We start from the raw sequence: 19,105 nt of genomic DNA, 5'->3' as shown, positions 1-19,105 counted from the left end.
CAAAGCGTAGCTTGATGACCCCTGTCGCACCTCAGCACAGTATCGCATTTCGCGCACCACACCGGGGCGGGCTGTGGCTGGACGTGGATCTGCGTCTGACCGACGGCGCAATGGTCGAGTTTTGGGATGACGCACTGAGCGTTCTGCCGCTGAGTATAGAGTTCCGCCATGATGACGGGCTGGTCGTGATAAACCGGCACTGGCCGCGTGGATGGAGCCGCGAAGAAATCCGGCCTGCGCCCCTTGGACGCCGCGTGCACCGGCTGGCGCTGATCTTTGGAACCGGGCCGACAGGACGGGGCACGGCCTGCGCAATCTGGCTGGACGGGATATGCCTTGCCAAGCTGGACGCCTTACCGCGCCCGGCGCGCGGGGGGCGTTTCGGGCTGCGTCGTGGGTTTCCGGGATTGTCCCGCATCGGGCGGATTGCCTTGCCCGACCCAGCGCGGGTGGTGGCATTTAGCGGCGCGGCCAAGGGGCTGCACCTGACCGACCGGATGGAAGTGACATGGGCGGGCGCAACCCCGCCCGCGACGGTATCTTTGCCCTGCGGCGAAACACTGTCGTTGGAACAGGTGGCACACAGCACGCCTGCGGGCGGGGTTGCCTGCGCTGTTCTGCCCGGTCGGATATGGCGGACCGAGCGCCCTGTGCTGACGCTTGCGGATGCAGATGGCACGCCGCGCGCATCGCTTGCGCTGGACCGCGCCGATTTGGTCGCGCGGTTGGACCGGCTGGCGCAAGGCGGATGGATTGACCATGACGGTCTATCCGCGCTTCAGGCCCTGGAGCACGCACATGCCGCCGGGCTGCATGACGAAATCTCGGACCGTTGCCGGTTGGCGCTGACTCGGGCGTCAGAGATCTACCGGCTGGACCAATTACGCCCCAAGGCCGCGACACGACCGCTGCCCGCGCCGCCTGCCGACCCGGTGGGCGCGCTGCGCGCGCGCTTCGATGACAGCGCAGAGGGCGCGCAAACACTGGCGCGGCTGGACCGGATGCTGCATGACGCATCGCTGTCGCCTGCGCAGGCGGGCCACCTGCTGCTGGGGCTGGTCGAATGGGCGTGCATTCATGACGATCCAGTCGCATTGCTCGCGCTCGCGGACCGGCACGGGGCCGCACTACCGGAAGCCGGGTCGCCCTACAACGCCTCTGCGCTGCTGCCCCGCATCTGGGCGGCGCAGGACTGGGCAGGCCTGCGTGTGGCATTGGACCATATGGTGCCCGCTCAAGGTCGGTGGATTGTCACACCCGCATTGGGCTGGACTTTGCGCGCGCTGGTTACGGACCGCCCCGGACCTTTGGGTCATGCCCCGCTTCGGGACCGGGCAGAGGTGTTGATCGACATCTTGCACGCGATCCGCGCGCTTTCGGCAGAATCCGGCAGCCAGATGCGCTGCCCGCATTTGCTGAATTCTGTGATGGAGGTGATTGCGCAACGCGACCGTCTGCCGCCCGACGCGCTAGAGAGTGTTCGAAAGATCTGTCTGGAGACTTACGGGCTTGTACCCGAATTCTGGGACGCGGTGCAAAACCTGCCTGACGATGGCATGCCACCCGGCATGAGCGAATGGGGCCGTATGGCACGAGACCTGCAAAACGGCACGCATGGTGACGACGTGTTGCGCCTACTTTCGCGGTTCGAGCGCGCAGGGGTCATCGGGGCAGAGGCCCATCGGCGCTGCCTGATCGCAGAAGGCGGCCTGCCGCCGCCCGAAAACGCGACGGCACCACCCGGCGACATGCTGGCAAAACACCTGCCCGAGGCGGCCTTGCGCTGGCTGGCCTTTCCGCGCGCTGGACGCGATACGCCACCAGCGGCGCAGGTGCACAAATTGGCCTGCCAAGGGCTGCACGAGGCCAGCTCCCACACGCCGCGCCCGCCGATGGGCGGGCTGATGTTACAGCTCGGAACGCGCGCCATGGCAGCGCTGGCGGGGCTGCAACGCGGCACGCTTCCCGCCGATCTGGAGGCTGTGCGCCGCGATGCCCTGGCGCTATTGACGCCGGAAGCCGGATTCTGCGGGGGCGCCGTCTTGCTGGCCATGGCCGAAGCGCTTGCCCGCGCCGGCGCCAAGCCGGACGCGGCAAAGATGCTGGACACGCTGGACGAAGGATTACGCAGCCGTGCCGCGACCGACTACAGCGTTGCCCCCGCGCTGCGCCATGCCAGCGCACGCTTTGCCGCCTGCTGCCCAGATGCGGGGCTACGCGCCGAAGCAGCCGCCATCATGGCACCCGACCCTGCGCTTGCCGGGCCGGATATTGGCTTGCGCGCCAAGGCAAACCCGTTGGCAGACACGCTCGTCGTGCTGATCTCGTGCCGTCCCTATCTGGACAGCCGCGTGCCTGCCATACGCGAGGCTTGGGGCGATCTGCTGGCACAACACGGACTGCCCATGATCGTGGCGGTCGGCGGCGGAACCGGTCCCGCCCATGTGAGTGACGGGGTGTTGGAGCTGCCAGCCCCGGATGACTACGAAGGTCTGCCGCAAAAGACACTGGCAATCGCTGATTGGGCACAACGCTGCACCGGCTTTTCGCGCATCCTGAAAATCGACGATGACTGCTTCATGGACCCGCAGGCATTCTTTGCGGACCTTTCGGCGCTTTGCGCACCCTATTACGGTCGCCCGTTGCGCCGCGCCCGTGGCGAGATCGACCGCGCATGGCACATGGCCAAGGCCAGCAGCTTGCGGGGCCGGTCCGATCTGGACAAATCCCCCGAACCCGCAATCTATGCCGATGGTGGCGGCGCCTATCTGCTGACCCGCGACGCGCTTCTGGCACTGGATGCGGCGCGTGCGACGCCCGAAGGCCGCGCATTGGAAGCCGTGTCCTTCATGGAGGACAAGCTGGTCGGCGACCTGCTGGCCCTGCGCGGCATCACGGTTTCGGGTGACAATTACGACATGGCGATTTTCCGGCGCAGCGCACCGGGCGTGACGCCGTTGCCACAATATGAAAATAGCTTTCTGCCCTTTGCAGGTGCGGGGCTGAAAGTTGTGCATCTGGATGGCGGCGGCGACCAGCTTGCCGCCCGCGCGGCGCTGTCCAACCCCTGGCCCAGCCCGATGAAGATTTGGCCGCCGCACGGTCCCGCCCGCCTTGGCTGGGCACGCAACGCGCTTGATCTGGTCAGCCCACCAGAGCGGCTGGCACAGGCGCGCGCCGCAGAGGTGGCGGTGGTGGCGGTCATGCGCAACGAACGGTTCCTGCTGGACAGGTTTCTGAACCACTACCGCCGCTTGGGCGTGGGCGCGTTTCTGGTGGCCGATAACGGCTCTGACGACGGCACGCTGGAACACCTTGTCGCCCAGCCCGATGTGACAGTGTTTGCAACCGACACGCCCTATAATGAATCGCGCTACGGCGTATTGTGGCAGGAAGCGCTGCTGGCAAGCTTTCGGGTTGGCCGATGGAGCCTTGTGGCAGATGCCGATGAATTCCTGTTCTGGTCGCTGCCAGATGCGCAGGGGCAGGTTTCGGGCGACCTGCCTGCCCTGTTGCGCGGGCCGGATTTTGCAGGCGCGGATCTGGTGCGGCTGTCCATGCTGGACCTATACCCGCCCGGCCTGTTGTCCGACGCACGTTTTGCCGGTAGCCCGTTCCTTGATGCCAGCCATATCGACCGCGCACCGCTGCGCTTTGACTATACCGGGCGCGGGCCATGGGGCAATTGCGACAGCGTCACCTCTAACCTGCGCCACAGGTTGATGGAGGCAATGGGCCAGTCCGCCGCGCGCAACCTGTTCGTGGCGCAAAAATTCGCGCTGATGCGGTATCAACCGTGGATGCAGTTTTCCGCCGGCCTTCATTATGCCGTGGGCGGACATGTGGCCGCGCGGGCGCTGGCTTTTGCGCATTTCAAATACAGTGCCGAATTTCACGCCAAGGCGCGGGCAGAGGTCGCGCGCGGCCAGCATTTCAACAACGCCGAGGAATACCGCAAATATCTGGCGCTGCTGTCCGAGGGGCGCGATACGCTGTATGATCCGGCGGTATCCGTGCCTTTGCATGACTGCCCCTTCGTGCAAGATCTGGTGGCCTTCAGGTAAGCCCGATCACCAAGCCCACGCCGATCATCAACCCGCCCGCGATCCGGTTGACGCGGGCCATCGCCTCGCCGGACCGCAGCAAGGCCCGCGCCCGGTCTATGGCCAGTGCCATCAACAAATTGCCCAGCATCGGGATGCTGGCCGACACCGCCAGAATGGCCGCAATGTCCCACCCCGTGACACGGCTAAGGTCAAAGAACCCCGGCAGCACCCCCATGTAGAACAAGATCGCTTTCGGATTCGCGAGGATCACGCTGATCCCGGCCAGAAACCCCGCCATGCGGCCCGGTCGCGTCAACCGGCTGTCGGTGGAAATTCGCGCGCGGGCGTGGCGGATCAGTTGCACCCCCATGACAATGAACATTGCCATGGCGACCCATTTCATCAGCCCCAACAGGTCGCCGTATAGCGACAATATCCATGTCAGCCCGAAGATTGCCGCCAAGGGCCAGAGCATATCCCCCAGCGCCACCCCCACCGCCAGTGGCGCGGCAGAGGCAAACCCGCCCGACATGGCGCGCGCGGTCAGCGCCACCCAGACCGGGCCGGGGGTCAGAAACAGGATCAGGATCGCACCTGCGTAAAACAAAAGGTCGAGTGCGCCGATGGTCATGCGGGGTCAGAACTCTCGACCGGCAGGGTCAGGCTGCCATCGTCGGCCAAGGGCCAGAACGGGTTATGCGCCACTTCCCAGACATGGCCGTCCGGGTCGGCATAGTAGCCCGAATATCCGCCCCAAAATACCGCTTCGGGGGCTTTGAGGGTCGTGGCGCCTGCCGCCAACGCCTCGGCAAAAACGGCGTCCACATCCTCGCGCGTGCTGAAATTCTGCGCCAGCGTGAGCGCGCCGGTGCCCAAGTCTGCGCCCGCGCGGCCTTGATCTTCGGCCAGCGCGTCGCGGCCAAACAGCATCAGCGCCTGACCGTGCAACTGGAAACAGGCCATGCCATCTGTCACCTCTGCCTCGCGCCAGCCAAGGGCTGCGTAGAACGCGCGGGCGCGGGCTAGATCGTCCACCCCCAGCGTGACAAGCGAAATGCGTTGGCGGGGCAAAGTCATGGGACATCCTTTTCAATATGCGACACGCCGTCCCTGTCGGACAACGCGAAAACTTGTGCGCGGGGGCCAAGCCCTGCAAACAGCTCCGCGCCCGTGCCGGTCATAAAACATTGCGCGGCGGTCGCACAAACCGCGTCATAAAGCGCCGCGCGGCGGGCGGCGTCAAGATGCGCCGCGACCTCATCCAACAGCAAGATCGGCGGGGTGCCGCGCTTGGCGCTCAAGGCGCGGGCATTGGCAAGGATCGCGGAAATCAGGAACGCCTTTTGCTCTCCGGTAGAGCATTGCGCGGCCTCCATCCCCTTGGCGGTCCAGACCGCCCGCAAATCGGCGCGGTGCGGCCCGATCAGGCTGCGTCCGGCGGTCATGTCCCGCGCACGGTTCTCTGCCAGCGCGGCGCCCAGATCGTCGGGCGCACTACAATCGAGCGTCATTTCGGCCATGGGGAAGGGGCTGTCGGGGTCGGCATGCGCCGCCAGTTCGGTCAGCGCGGCGCGTCGGTTGGCGGTGATCTGCACACCCGCCTCTGCCATTTGCGTTTCCAGCGCGGCATACCAGCGGGTATCGCGCACCCCGTCGCGCAACAGACGGTTCCGCTCTCGCATCGCCTTGTCATAGGACAGCACATGGCCCGCATGGTCGGGCGCAAAGCTGAGCGTGGTGCGATCCAGAAACCGCCTGCGACCTTCGGCAGCTTCCAGCCACAGCCGGTCCATCGCGGGTGTCAGCCACAGCATCGCGGCCAACTGCCCCAGCGCCAGTTGCGGGACGGCTTTCTCGTCCAGCCGCACCTGCCGCGACTGTCCGGGTTCGGCCCATGTTTCGGCCATGCGTGTGCCGTCGGGTGTTTCGATCTCTGCGCGCAGCTTCCATCCCAAGGCTTGCGGACGCCGCGCCATCTCATCGGGCGTGGCGCGGCGCAAACCGCGACCCGGCGAAAACAGCGACACCGCTTCCAGAATGTTGGTTTTGCCAGAGCCGTTCGGGCCGAAAAGCGCCACGGGCCGGCCGTCAAACACCAGCCGTGTGCGCTGGTGCGAGCGGAAATGCGACAGGGTCAGGTGCGACAGGTAGACGGGCATGGACAGGCCAAGCGGCCCTTTATACCCGCATCGGCATCACGACATAGACGGCGGATGTGTCATTGCCCTCGCGCATCAGCGTCGGGTCGCCGGACGAGTTGAACAGGAACACCGCGTTTTCGCGGTCCACCTGATTTGCAATCTCCAGCAGGTATTTCGCGTTGAACCCGATTTCCAAGCGTTCATCGGCATAGGCGACAATCAGTTCCTCTTCCGCCGCGCCACTATCGGGCGCGTTGACGGACAGGACCAGCTTGTCCTCTTCCAGCACCAGCTTGACCGCGCGCGACCGCTCGGACGAGACGGTTGCCACACGGTCCACCGCCTTGGCGAAATCGCCCGCATCCACTTCCAGCCGCTTGGTGTTGCCGCTGGGGATAACGCGGGTGTAATCGGGGAAGGTGCCGTCAATGACTTTCGAGGTCAGGGTGATATCGGGCGTGGCAAAGCGAATCTTGGTTTCAGAGACTGAGACAGCGATCTGCATGTCGTCATCTTCCAGCAGCTTGCGCAACTCGCCCACCGTTTTGCGTGGCACGATCACGCCCGGCATCGCTTCGGCCCCTGACGGCAGTTCGGAATCGACCCGCGCCAAGCGGTGCCCATCTGTCGCCACGCAGCGCAGCACGCGCCCATCTTCCGCATCGGAGACATGCAAATACACACCGTTCAGGTAGTAGCGTGTTTCCTCTGTCGAGATGGCGAATTTCGACTTGTCGAACAGCCGGCGCAGCGCCTTGGCTGGGGCAGAGAAATTGGCGGCATATTCGCTTGTCGCCATGACCGGAAAATCTTCTTTCGGCAAGGTCGCCAGTGCAAAGCTGGACCGCCCCGCCGTGACCTGCAACCGGCCAGAGCGGCTGTCATCGACCAGTTCCACCATGGACCCGTCGGGCAGCTTGCGCACGATTTCATGCAGCAATACCGCAGATACGGTCGTGGCGCCCGCACGCTCGACCATGGCCGGGGCGCGGTCCACCACTTCGACATCCAGATCGGTGGCGCGAAAGCTGACCTGCGCCTCTTCGGCTTCGATCAACACATTTGCCAAAATCGGGATCGTGTTGCGCCGCTCTACCACGGATTGCGCCTGCGCCACGGCCTTCAAAAGTGCCGCCCGTTCAATGCTGATCTTCATAGCCCAGATCCTTCTGCACGCGGCCTGTTCTTTGGGGCGCAGGTCAGAACATACCCGCGAAAATGGCCGCCCTTCGGACGCCCGACCCTAGACAAATCCGCGCGGGCGGCAAGAGGGAAACCGCTGTGACAGCCTAGCTTTGCAGCAGACGGCGCAGCAAATCGACATCTTCGCCCAGTTGGCTGTCGGTGCCGCGCATTTCTTCAACCTTGCGAACCCCATACAGAATGGTGGTGTGATCCCGCCCGCCAAACCGGCGGCCGATTTCGGGCAATGACCGCGAGGTCAGTTCCTTGGCCAGATACATCGCAATCTGGCGCGGCCGCGCGATGTTGCGCGCGCGCTTCGGCCCAAGCATATCGGACAGACGAATGTTGAAATGCTCCGACACTTTGCGCTGGATTTCCTCTACCGTCACGCGGCGGTCGGAACTGCGCAGAATATCCGACAGGCAATCCTGCACCATATCCAGCGTGATCTCTTGCCCGATCAGGTTGGAAAACGCGAACAGGCGCTGCAAGGCACCTTCCAGCACGCGCACGTTGTTGGTGATACGGTGCGCAAGAAATTCGAACACCCCGTCGCCCACGTTCACCGGGCCAAGGGTTTCCGCAAAAATCGCGGCTTTGCGGTGCAGAATGCCAAGCCGCAATTCGTAGTCGGTCGGGTGCAGGTCCACCACAAGCCCGCATTGCATGCGCGAGGTGATGCGATCCTCCAGATCCTTGATCTCTCCGGGGGCGCAATCGGCAGAGATGACAATCTGCTTGTTCTGGTCCACCAACGCATTGAAGGTGTGGAAGAACTCTTCCTGCGTGCTGTCCTTACCGGCGATGAATTGCACGTCATCGACCATCAGCACATCGACCGAGCGGAACAGGTTCTTGAAATCCATGATCTGACGGTCGCGCAGGGCTTGCACGAAACGATACATGAATTGCTCCGCCGACAGATACAGCACCTGCAAATCCGGGCGGGTCTGGCTAAGTTCCCAGACGATCGCGTGCATCAGATGGGTTTTGCCCAAACCGACGCCGCCATACAGAAACAGCGGGTTGAAGGTGACGGGGCCGCCTTCGGCGACACGCTTGGCCGCGGCATGCGCGAGTTCGTTGGGCTTGCCGACGACAAAATTGTCGAACGTGTAGCGCCCTTCAAGCGGCGCGCCCTCGAACACAGCGGCCGGCTCGGCAGTTCGCGAACCGGCACTTCCAGTAGAGGGCGCCTTGCGCACTATAGGCGCTGTGCTGACAGAAAATTCCAATTGTGACAGGTCCGCGTGATCGGCGCGTAGCCGTGCCACGATCTTGTCATGGTAGTTGCGTTTCACCCAGTCGCCGACAAAGCGTGACGGTGCGCGCAGGCGCGCAATACCATTTTCAACGCCGACCAATTCCAACGGTTCAATCCAGCTTTTAAAGCTGCTTTCGCCCAGTTCCTGCCGAAGTTCCTTGGAAACTTTTGACCATTGCTGTGCGATCATTGACCCCGACCCGTTGTTATATCTACCACCTATTGCACGACAAAACAGCTTGCGGCCTTCACCCCTGAAGACACACAAAAGCAATCTGGCCGGATACCGGCATTACGTGATCACCGAAGGGGCGCGGGCAAGCTGCACGAGAAACCCGTGCACATTTGCCCGTCACATCTGCAAGATTGCGCCTTCTGACGCTCTTGCCAAACTCGTCCCCCCCAGGACTGCGTGACTCGCTGACAGACATTAGCAATCCGGGTAGAAGTCGCGCAACACAACAACGCGCTTGACCTTGGCAAGCGGCGCAAAGAATCATTTTGCGGCGCGGGATCAGGCAGGCCAGAAACGAAAAAAGCGCGCCAGTGGCGCGCTTTTATATCTTATATTCAATACTTTAGGCCTTTTCGCCCAGAGCCTTCACACGGCTAGAGAGGCGTGACATCTTCCGCGCGACGGTGTTTTTGTGCAACACACCTTTGGTCACGCCGCGCGACAATTCGGGCTGTGCGGCGCGTAGGGCTTCGGCGGCTTTTGTCTGGTCGCCAGAGGCAATTGCTTCTTCGACTTTGCGCAGGAAACCACGGATGCGGGACCGGCGCGCCTTGTTGATATCGGTGCGACGCTCCGCCTGACGGGCGCGTTTTTTGGATTGGGGAGTGTTTGCCATTTGCGTGTCTTCTCTTCGGGTTCGTTACATATCTGTTGCGCAACGGACCCGACTGGCCAAAAGACCAGGGTCAAATCTTGCCTTAAGCGGGCCCACGCGCATGTGCTGGGCCGTATAGGGCAAGCGGCTCCGAAAGAAAAGGGGCAATCACTGGTCGCGAAATTGCGGCGTGCGCTTTTCCAAGAACGCCTGCATCCCCTCGGTACGGTCCTCGGACGCGAACATCATGTGGAACATGCGCCGCTCGAACAAAAGCCCCTCGCGCAGGCTGCCTTCATAGGCACGGCCAACCGATTCCTTCACCGCCTTTACCGTGATCTGCGATTTCTCGGCGATCTTGTCGGCCGCAGACATCGCTTCATCCATCAGCTTTTTCACGGGCACCACGCGGCTGACCAGCCCTGCGCGTTCGGCTTCCTCGGCATCCATGAAGCGGCCCGTCAGGTGCATGTCCATGGCTTTCGACATGCCCACAAGCCGTGTCAGACGCTGCGTGCCGCCCATACCGGCAACAATGCCAAGGTTGATTTCGGGCTGGCCGAATTTGGCGGTATCGGCGGCGATGATGAAATCGCACATCATAGCCAATTCGCACCCGCCGCCCAAGGCATAGCCCGACACCGCCGCGATAACCGGTTTGCGCAAACCCGCGATCGCATCGCAAGCCGGGCCGAACAGGTCTTCCTGATAGGCGGCGACAAAGCTCTTGTCGGCCATTTCCTTGACATCGGCCCCTGCGGCAAAGGCCTTGTCGGACCCGGTCAGCACCATGCAGCGCACCTTGTCAGTGGCGTCGGCGGCCTTCATCGCGTCGGCCAGTTCGGAAAGCAGCTTGGTATTGAGCGCGTTCATCGCATCGGGACGGTTCAGGCGAATCAACGCCACATGGTCCTTGATGTCGACGATCAGCGTTTCATAGGCCATGATGTGGCACCTTGTCTGTGGCTGTCAGCCCCTTGGCTTAGCAGCTTGGTTCATGGGTTCAAGTCATCTCTGGCAGGTCGCGCAATAGAAGCTGGAGCGCCCAGATTGTACGATCCGGCGCACGGTGCCCGCGCAACCGGGCTGCTGGCAGGGCTGCGCTTCGCGCCCGTAAACCTTGAATCCATGCTGAAAATACCCCAAAGCGCCATCCGCCTGACGGTAGTCACGCAAGGATGACCCGCCCGCCGCGATTGCCTCTGTCAGCGTGGCCCGGATTTCGCGCACCAACCGTTCAAGTCGCGCAGCGCCTATTCGGTGGGCAGCGCGTGCGGGATGGATACTGGCGCGGTGCAGTGCTTCGCACACATATATATTGCCCAGGCCTGCCACGATTCGCTGATCCAGCAGCGCCGCCTTGATCGGCGTGCGCTTGCCGGCAAGCTGCGCCGCCAGATAGGCGGCGTTGAAGCTGTTGCCCAAGGGTTCCGGCCCGATCAGCGCCAGCAGTTTGTGACTGCCTTGGGCATCGGTTGCGCACAGGTCCATCGCTCCAAACCGGCGCGGGTCGTTGAAGGTAACACGCGCGCCGCCTTCCATGTGGAAAATCACATGGTCATGCTTTTCCAGCGCTGGGTGGTCAAAATGGAACTTGCCCGGCACATGCGGCGCGGGAACACCCGACACGGTCATCCGCCCCGACATGCCCAAATGGACGATCAGCGTCTCGCTGCGGTCCAGGTCGGCCAGCAAGTATTTTGAGCGCCTGCGCAGCGCCAGCACCCGCGCACCGGTCAGGCGTGCGGCCATATCCGACGGAAAGGGCCAGCGCAGATCGGCGCGGCGCAATTCGGCGCGTTCGATCACCGCCCCCTCCATCGCGGGCAACAGCCCGCGACGCACGGTTTCCACCTCTGGCAATTCCGGCATTCGGCCCTCGGCATGGCGTGAGGTCGCATTGTCACGCCCCGCTCAAACCCTATAAGGAGTAGCAACAAGCCCCTGCAAGGGCCAACCGAGCGAGAGCACATCATGACCGACGACAAGAGCACTACACATTTCGGCTTTCAAACGGTCGATGAGGACCAGAAAGCAGGCATGGTGCATGGCGTGTTTTCGTCTGTCGCGTCGAAATACGATGTGATGAATGACCTGATGAGTGTGGGCATCCACCGGGTCTGGAAAGATGCGATGATGGATTGGCTGGCCCCACGCCCCGGCCAGCGTCTGCTGGATGTGGCGGGCGGCACGGGCGACGTGGCGTTCCGCTTTCTGGAACGCGCGGGCGACGGCGCCCAAGCCACCGTGCTGGATATGACGGAATCGATGCTGCTGGCGGGCCAGACGCGGGCAGAGGCCGAGAGCATGGCCACGTCGCTGGATTGGGTGGTGGGCGACGCGATGGCGCTGCCCTTCGAGGATAACAGCTTCGATGTCTATACAGTCAGCTTCGGCATTCGCAACGTCACCCGCGTGCAGGATGCTCTGACAGAGGCATTTCGTGTATTGCGCCCCGGCGGGCGGCTGATGGTGCTGGAATTTTCGCAGATCCCGAATGACTTGATGCAAAAGGTCTACGACCTTTATTCGTTCAATATCATCCCACCCATGGGCAAGTTGGTCACGGGCGACCGCGACAGCTACCAGTATCTGGTCGAATCCATCCGCAAATTTCCCGATCAGGACACATTCGCAGGCATGATCAGTGCGGCCGGGTTCGAGATGGTGAAATACCGCAACCTGTCGATGGGCATCGCGGCGCTGCATTCGGGCTGGAAGCTGTAAATGCGCGGACCCCACAACATATGGCGGCTTGTCCGCACCGGCGCCACGTTCGAGCGCACCGGCGCCATGGCAGAGGTGCTGGAGGCAATGAACGCCCCCGCCCGCCTGCGCTTGGCAGCAAGGGTGCTTGGCTGGCCGTTCAAGCTGCTGGGGCTGAAAGGCGATGAAAACCTGCCCCCCTTGGTGCGCGCGCTGACGGCCCTTGGCCCCGCGTATATCAAGTTCGGCCAGACGCTCGCCACACGCCCCGACGTGGTGGGGCAAGAACTGGCCGACCAGTTGCGCTACCTGCAAGACAAGCTAGCCCCCTTCCCGCGCGCGGAAGCGATCGCGATGATCGAACAGGAATTGGGCCTGCCATTGGCAGAGGCATATTCCGATCTGTCTGAACCCGTCGCCGCCGCGTCGATCGCGCAGGTGCATCAGGCACGGCTGGCGGAAACCGGCGCCAAGGTAGCCGTGAAAGTGCTGCGCCCCGGTGTGGAGCGCGCCTTTCGCCGCGATGTCGATGCCTTCCATCTGGCCGCGTCCATCATTGAACTTCTTTTGCCCAAATCGCGCCGGCTGCGCCCGCTCGACGTGATCGTGCACTTCGAGTCGCTTGTCGAAGGCGAATTGGACCTGCGCATTGAAGCCGCCTCTGCCGCTGAATTCGCCGCGAATACCGAAGGTGACGAGGGGTTCACCCTGCCCCGCCCGGTCTGGCACCTGTCACAGCGCCGGGTGATGACGCTGGGCTGGGCCGAAGGCGTGCCCATGGGCGATAATGCCGCACTGGATGCGCTTGGCATTGACCGGCGCGAGCTTGGCACCCGCGTGTTGACCCTGTTTTTACGCCATGCGCTGCGCGACGGCTTCTTTCATGGCGACATGCACCAAGGCAATATGAAGGTCACGGCGGATGGTGGGATCATCGCGTTCGATTTCGGCATCATGGGCCGGATTGACGCTTATACGCGCCGCGCCTATGCCGAGATTCTGTTCGGCTTTATCCGCAAGGATTACCGCCGCGTGGCAGAGGTCCATTTCGAGGCGGGCTATGTCCCGCCCGACCGCGATATTGATGATTTCGCCCGCGCCCTGCGCTCCGTGGGGGAACCCATCTTCGGGATGGATGCGCGCTATATCTCCATGGCGAAACTGCTATCCTACCTGTTCGAGGTGACGGAACGTTTCGGCATGGAAACCCGTACAGAGTTGATCTTGTTGCAGCGCACCATGGTCGTGGTCGAAGGGGTCGCACGCTCGTTGAATCCAGAGATCAACATGTGGCAGGTCGCCAAGCCCGTGGTTGAGGAATATGTCCGCACCCATGTTGGCCCGCAGGCCTTTGCGCGCGATCTGGCGCTGACCGCCAAGATCCTGTCGCGCTTCGGCCCGCGCTTGCCGCGACTGGTCGAAGAAGCGCTGATCGCGCAAGCTCACCCAAAGCCCGCACCGACGCCTACGCGGCGGATCGGACCACTGGGTTGGGGGCTGACGGGCGGCGGGCTTGTGGCCTTGGGCGTGGCAATCGGGGCGGCGCTCTAGCTAAGCCGCGCAAGGCGACCTTATCGAAACCCAACCGGCAAATTGAACCGATGCGTCCCGCTCACACCGCCCGGCGCGCGTGGCAGGCGCGCGCCCTGCACGGCGCGCAGGGCGGCTTGGTCGAGCGCGGCATTACCTGAACTGCCCGCCACACTAACCCCCGCCAACTGACCGCCCGCCGTAACCGCCAGACGCAACTGCACCACACCGGACGCATTCGTGCGCGGGCGCGACTGCGCGCGTTGCACGGCAGCACGGATACGCCCGCCCCATTCGGCAAGCGCGCTTGCAGAGTTGCCGCCGCCGCTTTGCACCTGCGCAGCCCCTTGCCCGCGTTGGGCTGACGCCCCCTGCCCGCTGGCGCGCTGCGCAGGCGGGCTGGCTTGCGCCGCACGCGGCGCCGGCTTGGCGTTCGGGTCGGGCCGCGCGCGGGGGCGTGTTTCGGGCGGGGTCTGCGGCCTGTTGAACAATTCGGGTAAATCGGGCGCGGAAACACGCGGGGCATCCGCTGCCACGGGTGCGGTCATACCGGGCAGATCGGGCAGATCGGGCAATGTTCCGGGTCTTTGCGGCGCTGGCATGGACGGCGCATCGGGCATCTGCGGCGCGGCCACAGCGTCTGGCAAAACGACCGTTTGCACAGGCCGCTCCCATGCGCGCACCATGGCGGTCAGCGTCGGGTCCGCCGCGCCCACGGGGGCGGCGACCGTCACCGCACCCGCACCCCCATCGCCGCCCGCTGCCATCCCATCCGGCGCAATCGCGGCGAAAGCGGCCAGATGCACCGCAACCGCCGCCACGCCAAACCCTGCGAATTCCACCGCAGCGCGCATCAGCCGCCCCCCTGCCGCGCGACAAGCGTGACCGCCCGCACACCGCCTTGCCCCAGGTCGCGCAATGCGCGCGCCAGAGCGGCAGCCGGGGCATCGGCGTCGGCCCGCAGGGTCACATCAGCGCCCAGCACGGTCAGATCGGGGCGTGTTCCGTCACGCCCGATCAACCGACCCGCATTGTCGAGCCAAAGCACATCAGCGTCGTCAGGGATTGGCCCATCCGCCATTGTGACACTCGGCGGTGTCATCTCGACAGGGTCGGGCGCGGTGATCTGCGCACTCATCAGGAAGAAGATCAGCAGCAGGAACACCACGTTTATCATGGGAACAACGCTTTCGCGGGGCGCGCGGGGGCGAGTGAGTGGCGCGAAATCCATCACGGCTCCATCAGCACAAGCGAAGAGAGACCCGCCGCGCGCAAAGCTTCAGTCAGGCGGGCGGCGTCCTGCACGGTCGCCCCGTCGCGCGGGCGCAGGACAATCAGCGCATCGGGCGCAGGCATGAGGGGGGCAAGCGCTTCGGGCAAGGCCGAAAGGTCGCGCGCCGCCCCGTTCAGCCAGACAGCGCTGCCTGCGAATTCGACCAGTCGGGGTGGACCGGAATAGCTGCCCGCCGCCTGCCCGGCGGGTGCCAGCGCCAGCCCCACATCCTGCCCGAAGCGCGCCGCCAGCATGAAAAACACCAACAGCAGAAACACCACGTCGATCATGGGTGTCAGCGCAGGGCGGCGCGTAGGGCGCGCGGCGGGGCCGAAGCGGAACATCAGCGCCCCCCGGACGTGAAGACGCGGGTGGCAAGGTCTTCCATATCGGCCTGCACCTGTTCACAGATGCTTTCATACCAGCTTAGCGCCATCGACGCCGGGATCGCGACCGCCATCCCTGCCGCCGTGGTCAGAAGGGCCTGCCAGATGCCGCCTGCCAGTGCGGCGGGGTCGGCGCGGTTGCCTGCGGCTTGCAGGGCTTGGAACGCATCGATCATGCCCAGAACCGTGCCAAGTAGCCCGATCAAGGGCGCGATGGTTGCGATCAGCTCCAGCGCGCGCAACCCGCGCCGCGCTTGCATCAAAGCCCCTTTCGCAATGCGCGCGGTGTCCTCGCGCGCCTGCGCGTCGGTCAGGGCCGGGTCCATCCGAGAGTCGATCGCCCGACGCAACATGCGCGACCGCAAGCCGGTGCGCCCGTCCAACGGCGCAACTGCGCCTTGCGCCGCGCCCGATTGCCACGCAGCCACCGCCGCTTCCGCCGGCCCGCGCGACCACGCGCCAAGGCGCGCCATGTCCCACAGCTTCCACAAGATCAGCGCGAGGGTGACGACCGACAGCGCGGCAATGGCCCAGAGTGCCGGGCCGCCCGTGACCAGAAATTCCACAAATCCTGTCATCATCCCTCGCTTTGCGGGCCGATTGTGGCCTGCCATTCTGCGGCACCGCACGCGACCGCGTCAAACACCGCGCGCCCGATGGCTTCGCCCTGCGCCATGTGCATCCCAGCAAAATGTTGATCACCAGATGGCGCTGCAACCGCGATGCAATCGGTGCCGGTGCCGGTCGCCTTGGCACCGCCCGGCACGGTATGATCTGCGGCAAGAATAGCGGCGGTGCGCGCTTGTGTGGCAATGCTCTGCGCTTCCAACAGGCCGGTATCGGACAGGGGCAGTGACAGCTTCACCGCGATGTTGATGGTGCCATATGGTGCCAGCACCTTGTCCCAGTCGCGGCCAGAGCGGTCGGCGCGCGCGCCCACGGCTTCGGCATTCGACAGCCCGACGGTGGCGAGCACCTGAGCCGTCACGCCTTCGACCGTTGCGCGGGCAATGTGGTGACACCCGATATCGCGAGAGGTCAGCAGGCACACCGCGTCAAGCCCCGCCATTTCCTGCGCCAACCATGCGCCCACATCCAGATCGGCGGGCAGGTCTGCATTGCGCACCTGCCGCCACAGGATGTGCTGCGTCGTCTGGTAGCCGGGGCGATGCGGCGCCCAGCTTAAAACCCGATGCGGCGCGCCCAGATCGCAGTCCAGCCACGGCGTGTTGAGTGTGACCTGCATCAGACCACCCCCAACGGCTGACAGATCGGGCCGTCATCGGTTTGGCGCACATAAGCGCGGATCTGGAACACACGGGCCAGCAGGTCGGGCGTCAGCACCTCTTGCGGCGGACCATCGGCGGCAATGCCGCCCTGCCACAGCACGACAAGGCGGGTGCAATAGCGCGCGGCCAGCCCCAGATCGTGCAAGGATGCGATCACGCTGCGCCCGCGCGCGGCCTCTGCGGCCAATGTGTCCATCAACCCAAGCTGGTGCGCGGGGTCCAGCCCCGCCGCAGGTTCATCGGCCATCAAAAGGGGCGTGTCCTGCGCCAAGGCGCGCGCGATCAGAACACGGGCCTGCTCGCCACCCGAAAGTTGGGTGGCAATGCGGGTGCGGAACCCCTCCAGCCCCATGCGGGCCAGCGCTTTGTCAATCGCGGCGCGGTCGGCACCGCCCGGTTTTTGTCCGCGCGCCAGATGCGGCAAACGACCCAGCGTGACCACATCCTCTACGCTGATCGGCCAACCGATTTCGCGCGCTTGCGGCAGCCACGCGGCGCGACGCGCGCGCTCGGCCACAGGCAAAGCCGACAGGGTAGAGCGACCGCGATGCGGCATCATCCCCAACGCCGCGCGCATCAATGTGGTTTTGCCCGCGCCATTGGGGCCAAGAAGACCGACGAATTCGCCCGCACCTACGGTCAAATCAATGTCGCGCAGCACGTCACAGGGTCCGCGCGCCACGCTGAAATCAGAGAGGGTAAATTCGCTCATAGCCCCTGCGCCCGTGTTTTATAAACCAAGTGCAGGAACAACGGCGCGCCCACGATGGCGGTCAGCACCCCCAGCTTCAGGTCGCGGTCGGGCAGCACAAGCCGCACGGCGATATCTGCCGCCAGCACCAGCACCGCGCCCCCCAGGGCCGAGGCCCAAAGCAGGCTGGACGGCCGCGCGCCCACGAAGGGGCGCAGGATGTGCGGCACCACAAGGCCGACAAAGCCCACCGCGCCCGCGACCGCCGTCGCCGCACCCACCATGCTGGCCACGGCCAGAACAAGCACCAGCCGCAGGCGGGACAGGTTCACGCCAAGCGACGCGGCGCTGTCCTCGCCCAAGGTCAGCGCGTCGAACGCGCGGCCTTGGACCAGCAGCAACACCGCGCCGATGGCGATGAAAGGGGCGGCCAGCCAGACATGCGTCATGGACCGGTCTGCCAGTGACCCCATCATCCAGAACATGATTTCGGACGCCGCAAACGGGTTGGGCGACAGGTTCAACACCAGCGCCGTCAAAGCCCCCGCCAGCGCCGAGACCGCAATGCCTGCCAAGATCAATGTCAACGAGCCGCCGCGCGGTCCGGCCAACGCCAGTATCAGCCCCACCGCCAGCACCGCACCCACAAGTGCCGCCGAGGGCAGGCCCAGCGCGAATTGCGCGGCAAAGCCGGTTTGCAGCGCGATCACCGCGCCCAGCGCGGCAGAGCCGGACACACCCAGCAACCCCGGTTCAGCCAAGGGGTTGCGTAGATAGCCCTGCATCGCCGCCCCTGCCAGCCCCAAAGCCGCGCCGATCATCGCCGCCAGAATGGCGCGCGGCAGGCGGATTTCGCGCATGACAAGCGTCTCTGCCAGCCCTTCGCCCCGGATCAGCGCGGCCAGCGACGTGGCAGGCGACAGCCCCGCAGGCCCGACCAGCAGCGACAGCGCGAACAGCGCCGCCACCAGTAACGTCAACACAAGGGCGAGCGCGCGGGTCATTCGCCGGCCTCTTGCAGTCTTGTGATGGCACGCAGCACAGCAGGCGTGCCGCAAACCCACTCGGCATCGGACAGCGCACTGCCGGCGTGCCGGTCGCGCAGCGCGTTCATGGCGGGATGGGTCAACACCGCTTCGGACCGCGACGCGCCGGGGTATTGCTGGCCCGAAATGATCAGGTCGGGCATCAGCATGACCAACCGCTCCATCGGCAAGGTGCCGCCGCCGGACAGCCCCGCTTCCAGCGCGATGTTGGCGAAGCCTGCTGCCGTCAGGATGTCATTGGCCAGCGATTTGTCGCCAGAGGTGTAGTTGTTGGCATAATGCAGCGCCGCGCGCGGGCGGCTGTCGGGACTAGCGCGCAGCGCCGCCAGATCGGCGCTGAATTGCGCCGCCAGGGTTTCGGCCTGCGCGCCGCGCCCCAGCAGGCGGCCCACCTCGCGGATGGCATCGGGGATCTGGTCTAGGCTGTTGACGATCGGCAGTTGCGCGACCTCTACCCCCAGCCGCCGCAGCAGCCCGACCGTGTAGGACGAGGTGAACTGCCCCGCCAGCACCAGATCGGGGTTCAGGCGGAACACCTCTTCGGCCTGGCCGTGGTTGATTGGGTATTTGAGCGCTTCTTTCAGCATGACCGAAACGTTCGGATCATGCGAGATGCGCGAGATCGACACCAACTGCTCCGGTTCGGCCAGCATCATCGCAAGCTGATCGGTGCACAGGTTGATAGAGGCCACCCTCTCGGGTGGCTCAGCCACCGCAG

19 protein-coding genes are annotated in these 19,105 nt (G+C 64.5%); 3 read left to right on the top strand and 16 right to left on the bottom strand.

Annotated elements, in window-relative coordinates:
• Positions 1–14: 14 nt before the first annotated feature.
• On the top strand, positions 15–4,064 hold the full coding sequence (locus ROE7235_RS01420) for a glycosyltransferase family 2 protein (protein WP_121092878.1): 4,050 nt from the start codon (positions 15–17) through the stop codon (positions 4,062–4,064).
• Here the strand turns inward: ROE7235_RS01420 and ROE7235_RS01415 are convergent.
• From ROE7235_RS01415 to mutM, 8 genes are all read right to left on the bottom strand, one after another.
• Positions 4,057–4,677, bottom strand: coding sequence for a LysE family translocator (locus tag ROE7235_RS01415; RefSeq protein ID WP_121092877.1), 621 nt, complete (start codon positions 4,675–4,677; stop codon positions 4,057–4,059). The genes ROE7235_RS01420 and ROE7235_RS01415 overlap by 8 nt on opposite strands.
• A complete protein-coding gene (locus tag ROE7235_RS01410) occupies positions 4,674–5,123 on the bottom strand; it encodes a VOC family protein (RefSeq protein ID WP_370743411.1) in 450 nt (149 codons plus the stop codon). The genes ROE7235_RS01415 and ROE7235_RS01410 overlap by 4 nt, the downstream gene beginning before the upstream one ends.
• Complete coding sequence (gene recF / locus ROE7235_RS01405) at positions 5,120–6,205, bottom strand: DNA replication/repair protein RecF (RefSeq protein ID WP_121092876.1); 1,086 nt, start codon at positions 6,203–6,205, stop codon at positions 5,120–5,122. The genes ROE7235_RS01410 and recF overlap by 4 nt, the downstream gene beginning before the upstream one ends.
• 19 nt (positions 6,206–6,224) lie before the next feature.
• A complete protein-coding gene (gene dnaN, locus ROE7235_RS01400; RefSeq protein WP_121092875.1) occupies positions 6,225–7,343 on the bottom strand; it encodes a DNA polymerase III subunit beta in 1,119 nt (372 codons plus the stop codon).
• 133 nt (positions 7,344–7,476) lie between these two features.
• Positions 7,477–8,826 carry a chromosomal replication initiator protein DnaA gene (gene dnaA / locus ROE7235_RS01395; protein WP_121092874.1) on the bottom strand — a complete coding sequence of 450 codons (1,350 nt, stop codon included), beginning with the start codon at positions 8,824–8,826 and terminating at the stop codon, positions 7,477–7,479.
• Between the two features lie 388 nt (positions 8,827–9,214).
• Positions 9,215–9,487 carry a 30S ribosomal protein S20 gene (rpsT, locus tag ROE7235_RS01390; RefSeq protein ID WP_121092873.1) on the bottom strand — a complete coding sequence of 91 codons (273 nt, stop codon included), beginning with the start codon at positions 9,485–9,487 and terminating at the stop codon, positions 9,215–9,217.
• A 147-nt stretch (positions 9,488–9,634) separates the two neighbouring features.
• Positions 9,635–10,411 (bottom strand): enoyl-CoA hydratase, encoded by a 777-nt coding sequence (locus ROE7235_RS01385; protein ID WP_121092872.1) that lies wholly within the window; start codon positions 10,409–10,411, stop codon positions 9,635–9,637.
• A 63-nt stretch (positions 10,412–10,474) separates the two neighbouring features.
• On the bottom strand, positions 10,475–11,338 hold the full coding sequence (gene mutM, locus ROE7235_RS01380; RefSeq protein WP_121092871.1) for a bifunctional DNA-formamidopyrimidine glycosylase/DNA-(apurinic or apyrimidinic site) lyase: 864 nt from the start codon (positions 11,336–11,338) through the stop codon (positions 10,475–10,477).
• A gap of 102 nt (positions 11,339–11,440) precedes the next feature.
• Here mutM and ubiE point away from each other — a divergent pair, with 102 nt between their 5' ends.
• Positions 11,441–12,193, top strand: a complete 753-nt coding sequence (ubiE, locus tag ROE7235_RS01375; protein WP_183073244.1) for a bifunctional demethylmenaquinone methyltransferase/2-methoxy-6-polyprenyl-1,4-benzoquinol methylase UbiE — start codon at positions 11,441–11,443, stop codon at positions 12,191–12,193.
• On the top strand, positions 12,194–13,723 hold the full coding sequence (gene ubiB / locus ROE7235_RS01370; protein ID WP_121092869.1) for a 2-polyprenylphenol 6-hydroxylase: 1,530 nt from the start codon (positions 12,194–12,196) through the stop codon (positions 13,721–13,723).
• A 20-nt stretch (positions 13,724–13,743) separates the two neighbouring features.
• On the opposite strand, the gene tolA is transcribed toward ubiB, so the two are convergent.
• The 8 genes from tolA to ROE7235_RS01330 are packed head-to-tail and all read right to left on the bottom strand — an operon-like array spanning position 13,744 to position 19,100.
• Positions 13,744–14,556, bottom strand: a complete 813-nt coding sequence (gene tolA, locus ROE7235_RS01365) for a cell envelope integrity protein TolA (RefSeq protein ID WP_121092868.1) — start codon at positions 14,554–14,556, stop codon at positions 13,744–13,746.
• Positions 14,556–14,933, bottom strand: coding sequence for an ExbD/TolR family protein (locus tag ROE7235_RS01360; RefSeq protein ID WP_121092867.1), 378 nt, complete (start codon positions 14,931–14,933; stop codon positions 14,556–14,558). The genes tolA and ROE7235_RS01360 overlap by 1 nt, the downstream gene beginning before the upstream one ends.
• Positions 14,933–15,319: an ExbD/TolR family protein gene (locus ROE7235_RS01355; RefSeq protein WP_121092866.1), complete on the bottom strand. Its 387-nt coding sequence runs from the start codon at positions 15,317–15,319 to the stop codon at positions 14,933–14,935. The genes ROE7235_RS01360 and ROE7235_RS01355 overlap by 1 nt, the downstream gene beginning before the upstream one ends.
• Positions 15,319–15,939 (bottom strand): MotA/TolQ/ExbB proton channel family protein, encoded by a 621-nt coding sequence (locus tag ROE7235_RS01350; RefSeq protein WP_245963851.1) that lies wholly within the window; start codon positions 15,937–15,939, stop codon positions 15,319–15,321. Before ROE7235_RS01350 ends, ROE7235_RS01355 begins: the two co-directional genes overlap by 1 nt.
• On the bottom strand, positions 15,939–16,610 hold the full coding sequence (locus ROE7235_RS01345) for an adenosylcobinamide amidohydrolase (RefSeq protein ID WP_183073259.1): 672 nt from the start codon (positions 16,608–16,610) through the stop codon (positions 15,939–15,941). The genes ROE7235_RS01350 and ROE7235_RS01345 overlap by 1 nt, the downstream gene beginning before the upstream one ends.
• Positions 16,607–17,362, bottom strand: a complete 756-nt coding sequence (locus ROE7235_RS01340) for an ABC transporter ATP-binding protein (protein ID WP_121092863.1) — start codon at positions 17,360–17,362, stop codon at positions 16,607–16,609. The genes ROE7235_RS01345 and ROE7235_RS01340 overlap by 4 nt, the downstream gene beginning before the upstream one ends.
• Positions 17,359–18,345 carry a FecCD family ABC transporter permease gene (locus ROE7235_RS01335; RefSeq protein ID WP_121092862.1) on the bottom strand — a complete coding sequence of 329 codons (987 nt, stop codon included), beginning with the start codon at positions 18,343–18,345 and terminating at the stop codon, positions 17,359–17,361. The genes ROE7235_RS01340 and ROE7235_RS01335 overlap by 4 nt, the downstream gene beginning before the upstream one ends.
• The gene (locus ROE7235_RS01330) at positions 18,342–19,100 is read right to left on the bottom strand and encodes an ABC transporter substrate-binding protein (protein ID WP_245963850.1); all 759 of its coding nucleotides are present in this window, start codon (positions 19,098–19,100) and stop codon (positions 18,342–18,344) included. Before ROE7235_RS01330 ends, ROE7235_RS01335 begins: the two co-directional genes overlap by 4 nt.
• Positions 19,101–19,105: the final 5 nt, after the last annotated feature.

Origin of the sequence: Roseinatronobacter ekhonensis, assembly GCF_900499075.1 — a bacterium.
Classification (GTDB): Bacteria; Pseudomonadota; Alphaproteobacteria; order Rhodobacterales; family Rhodobacteraceae; genus Roseinatronobacter; species Roseinatronobacter ekhonensis.
Note: the sequence above shows the minus strand (reverse complement) of the source record. Positions and strands in the feature narration are given on the sequence as shown.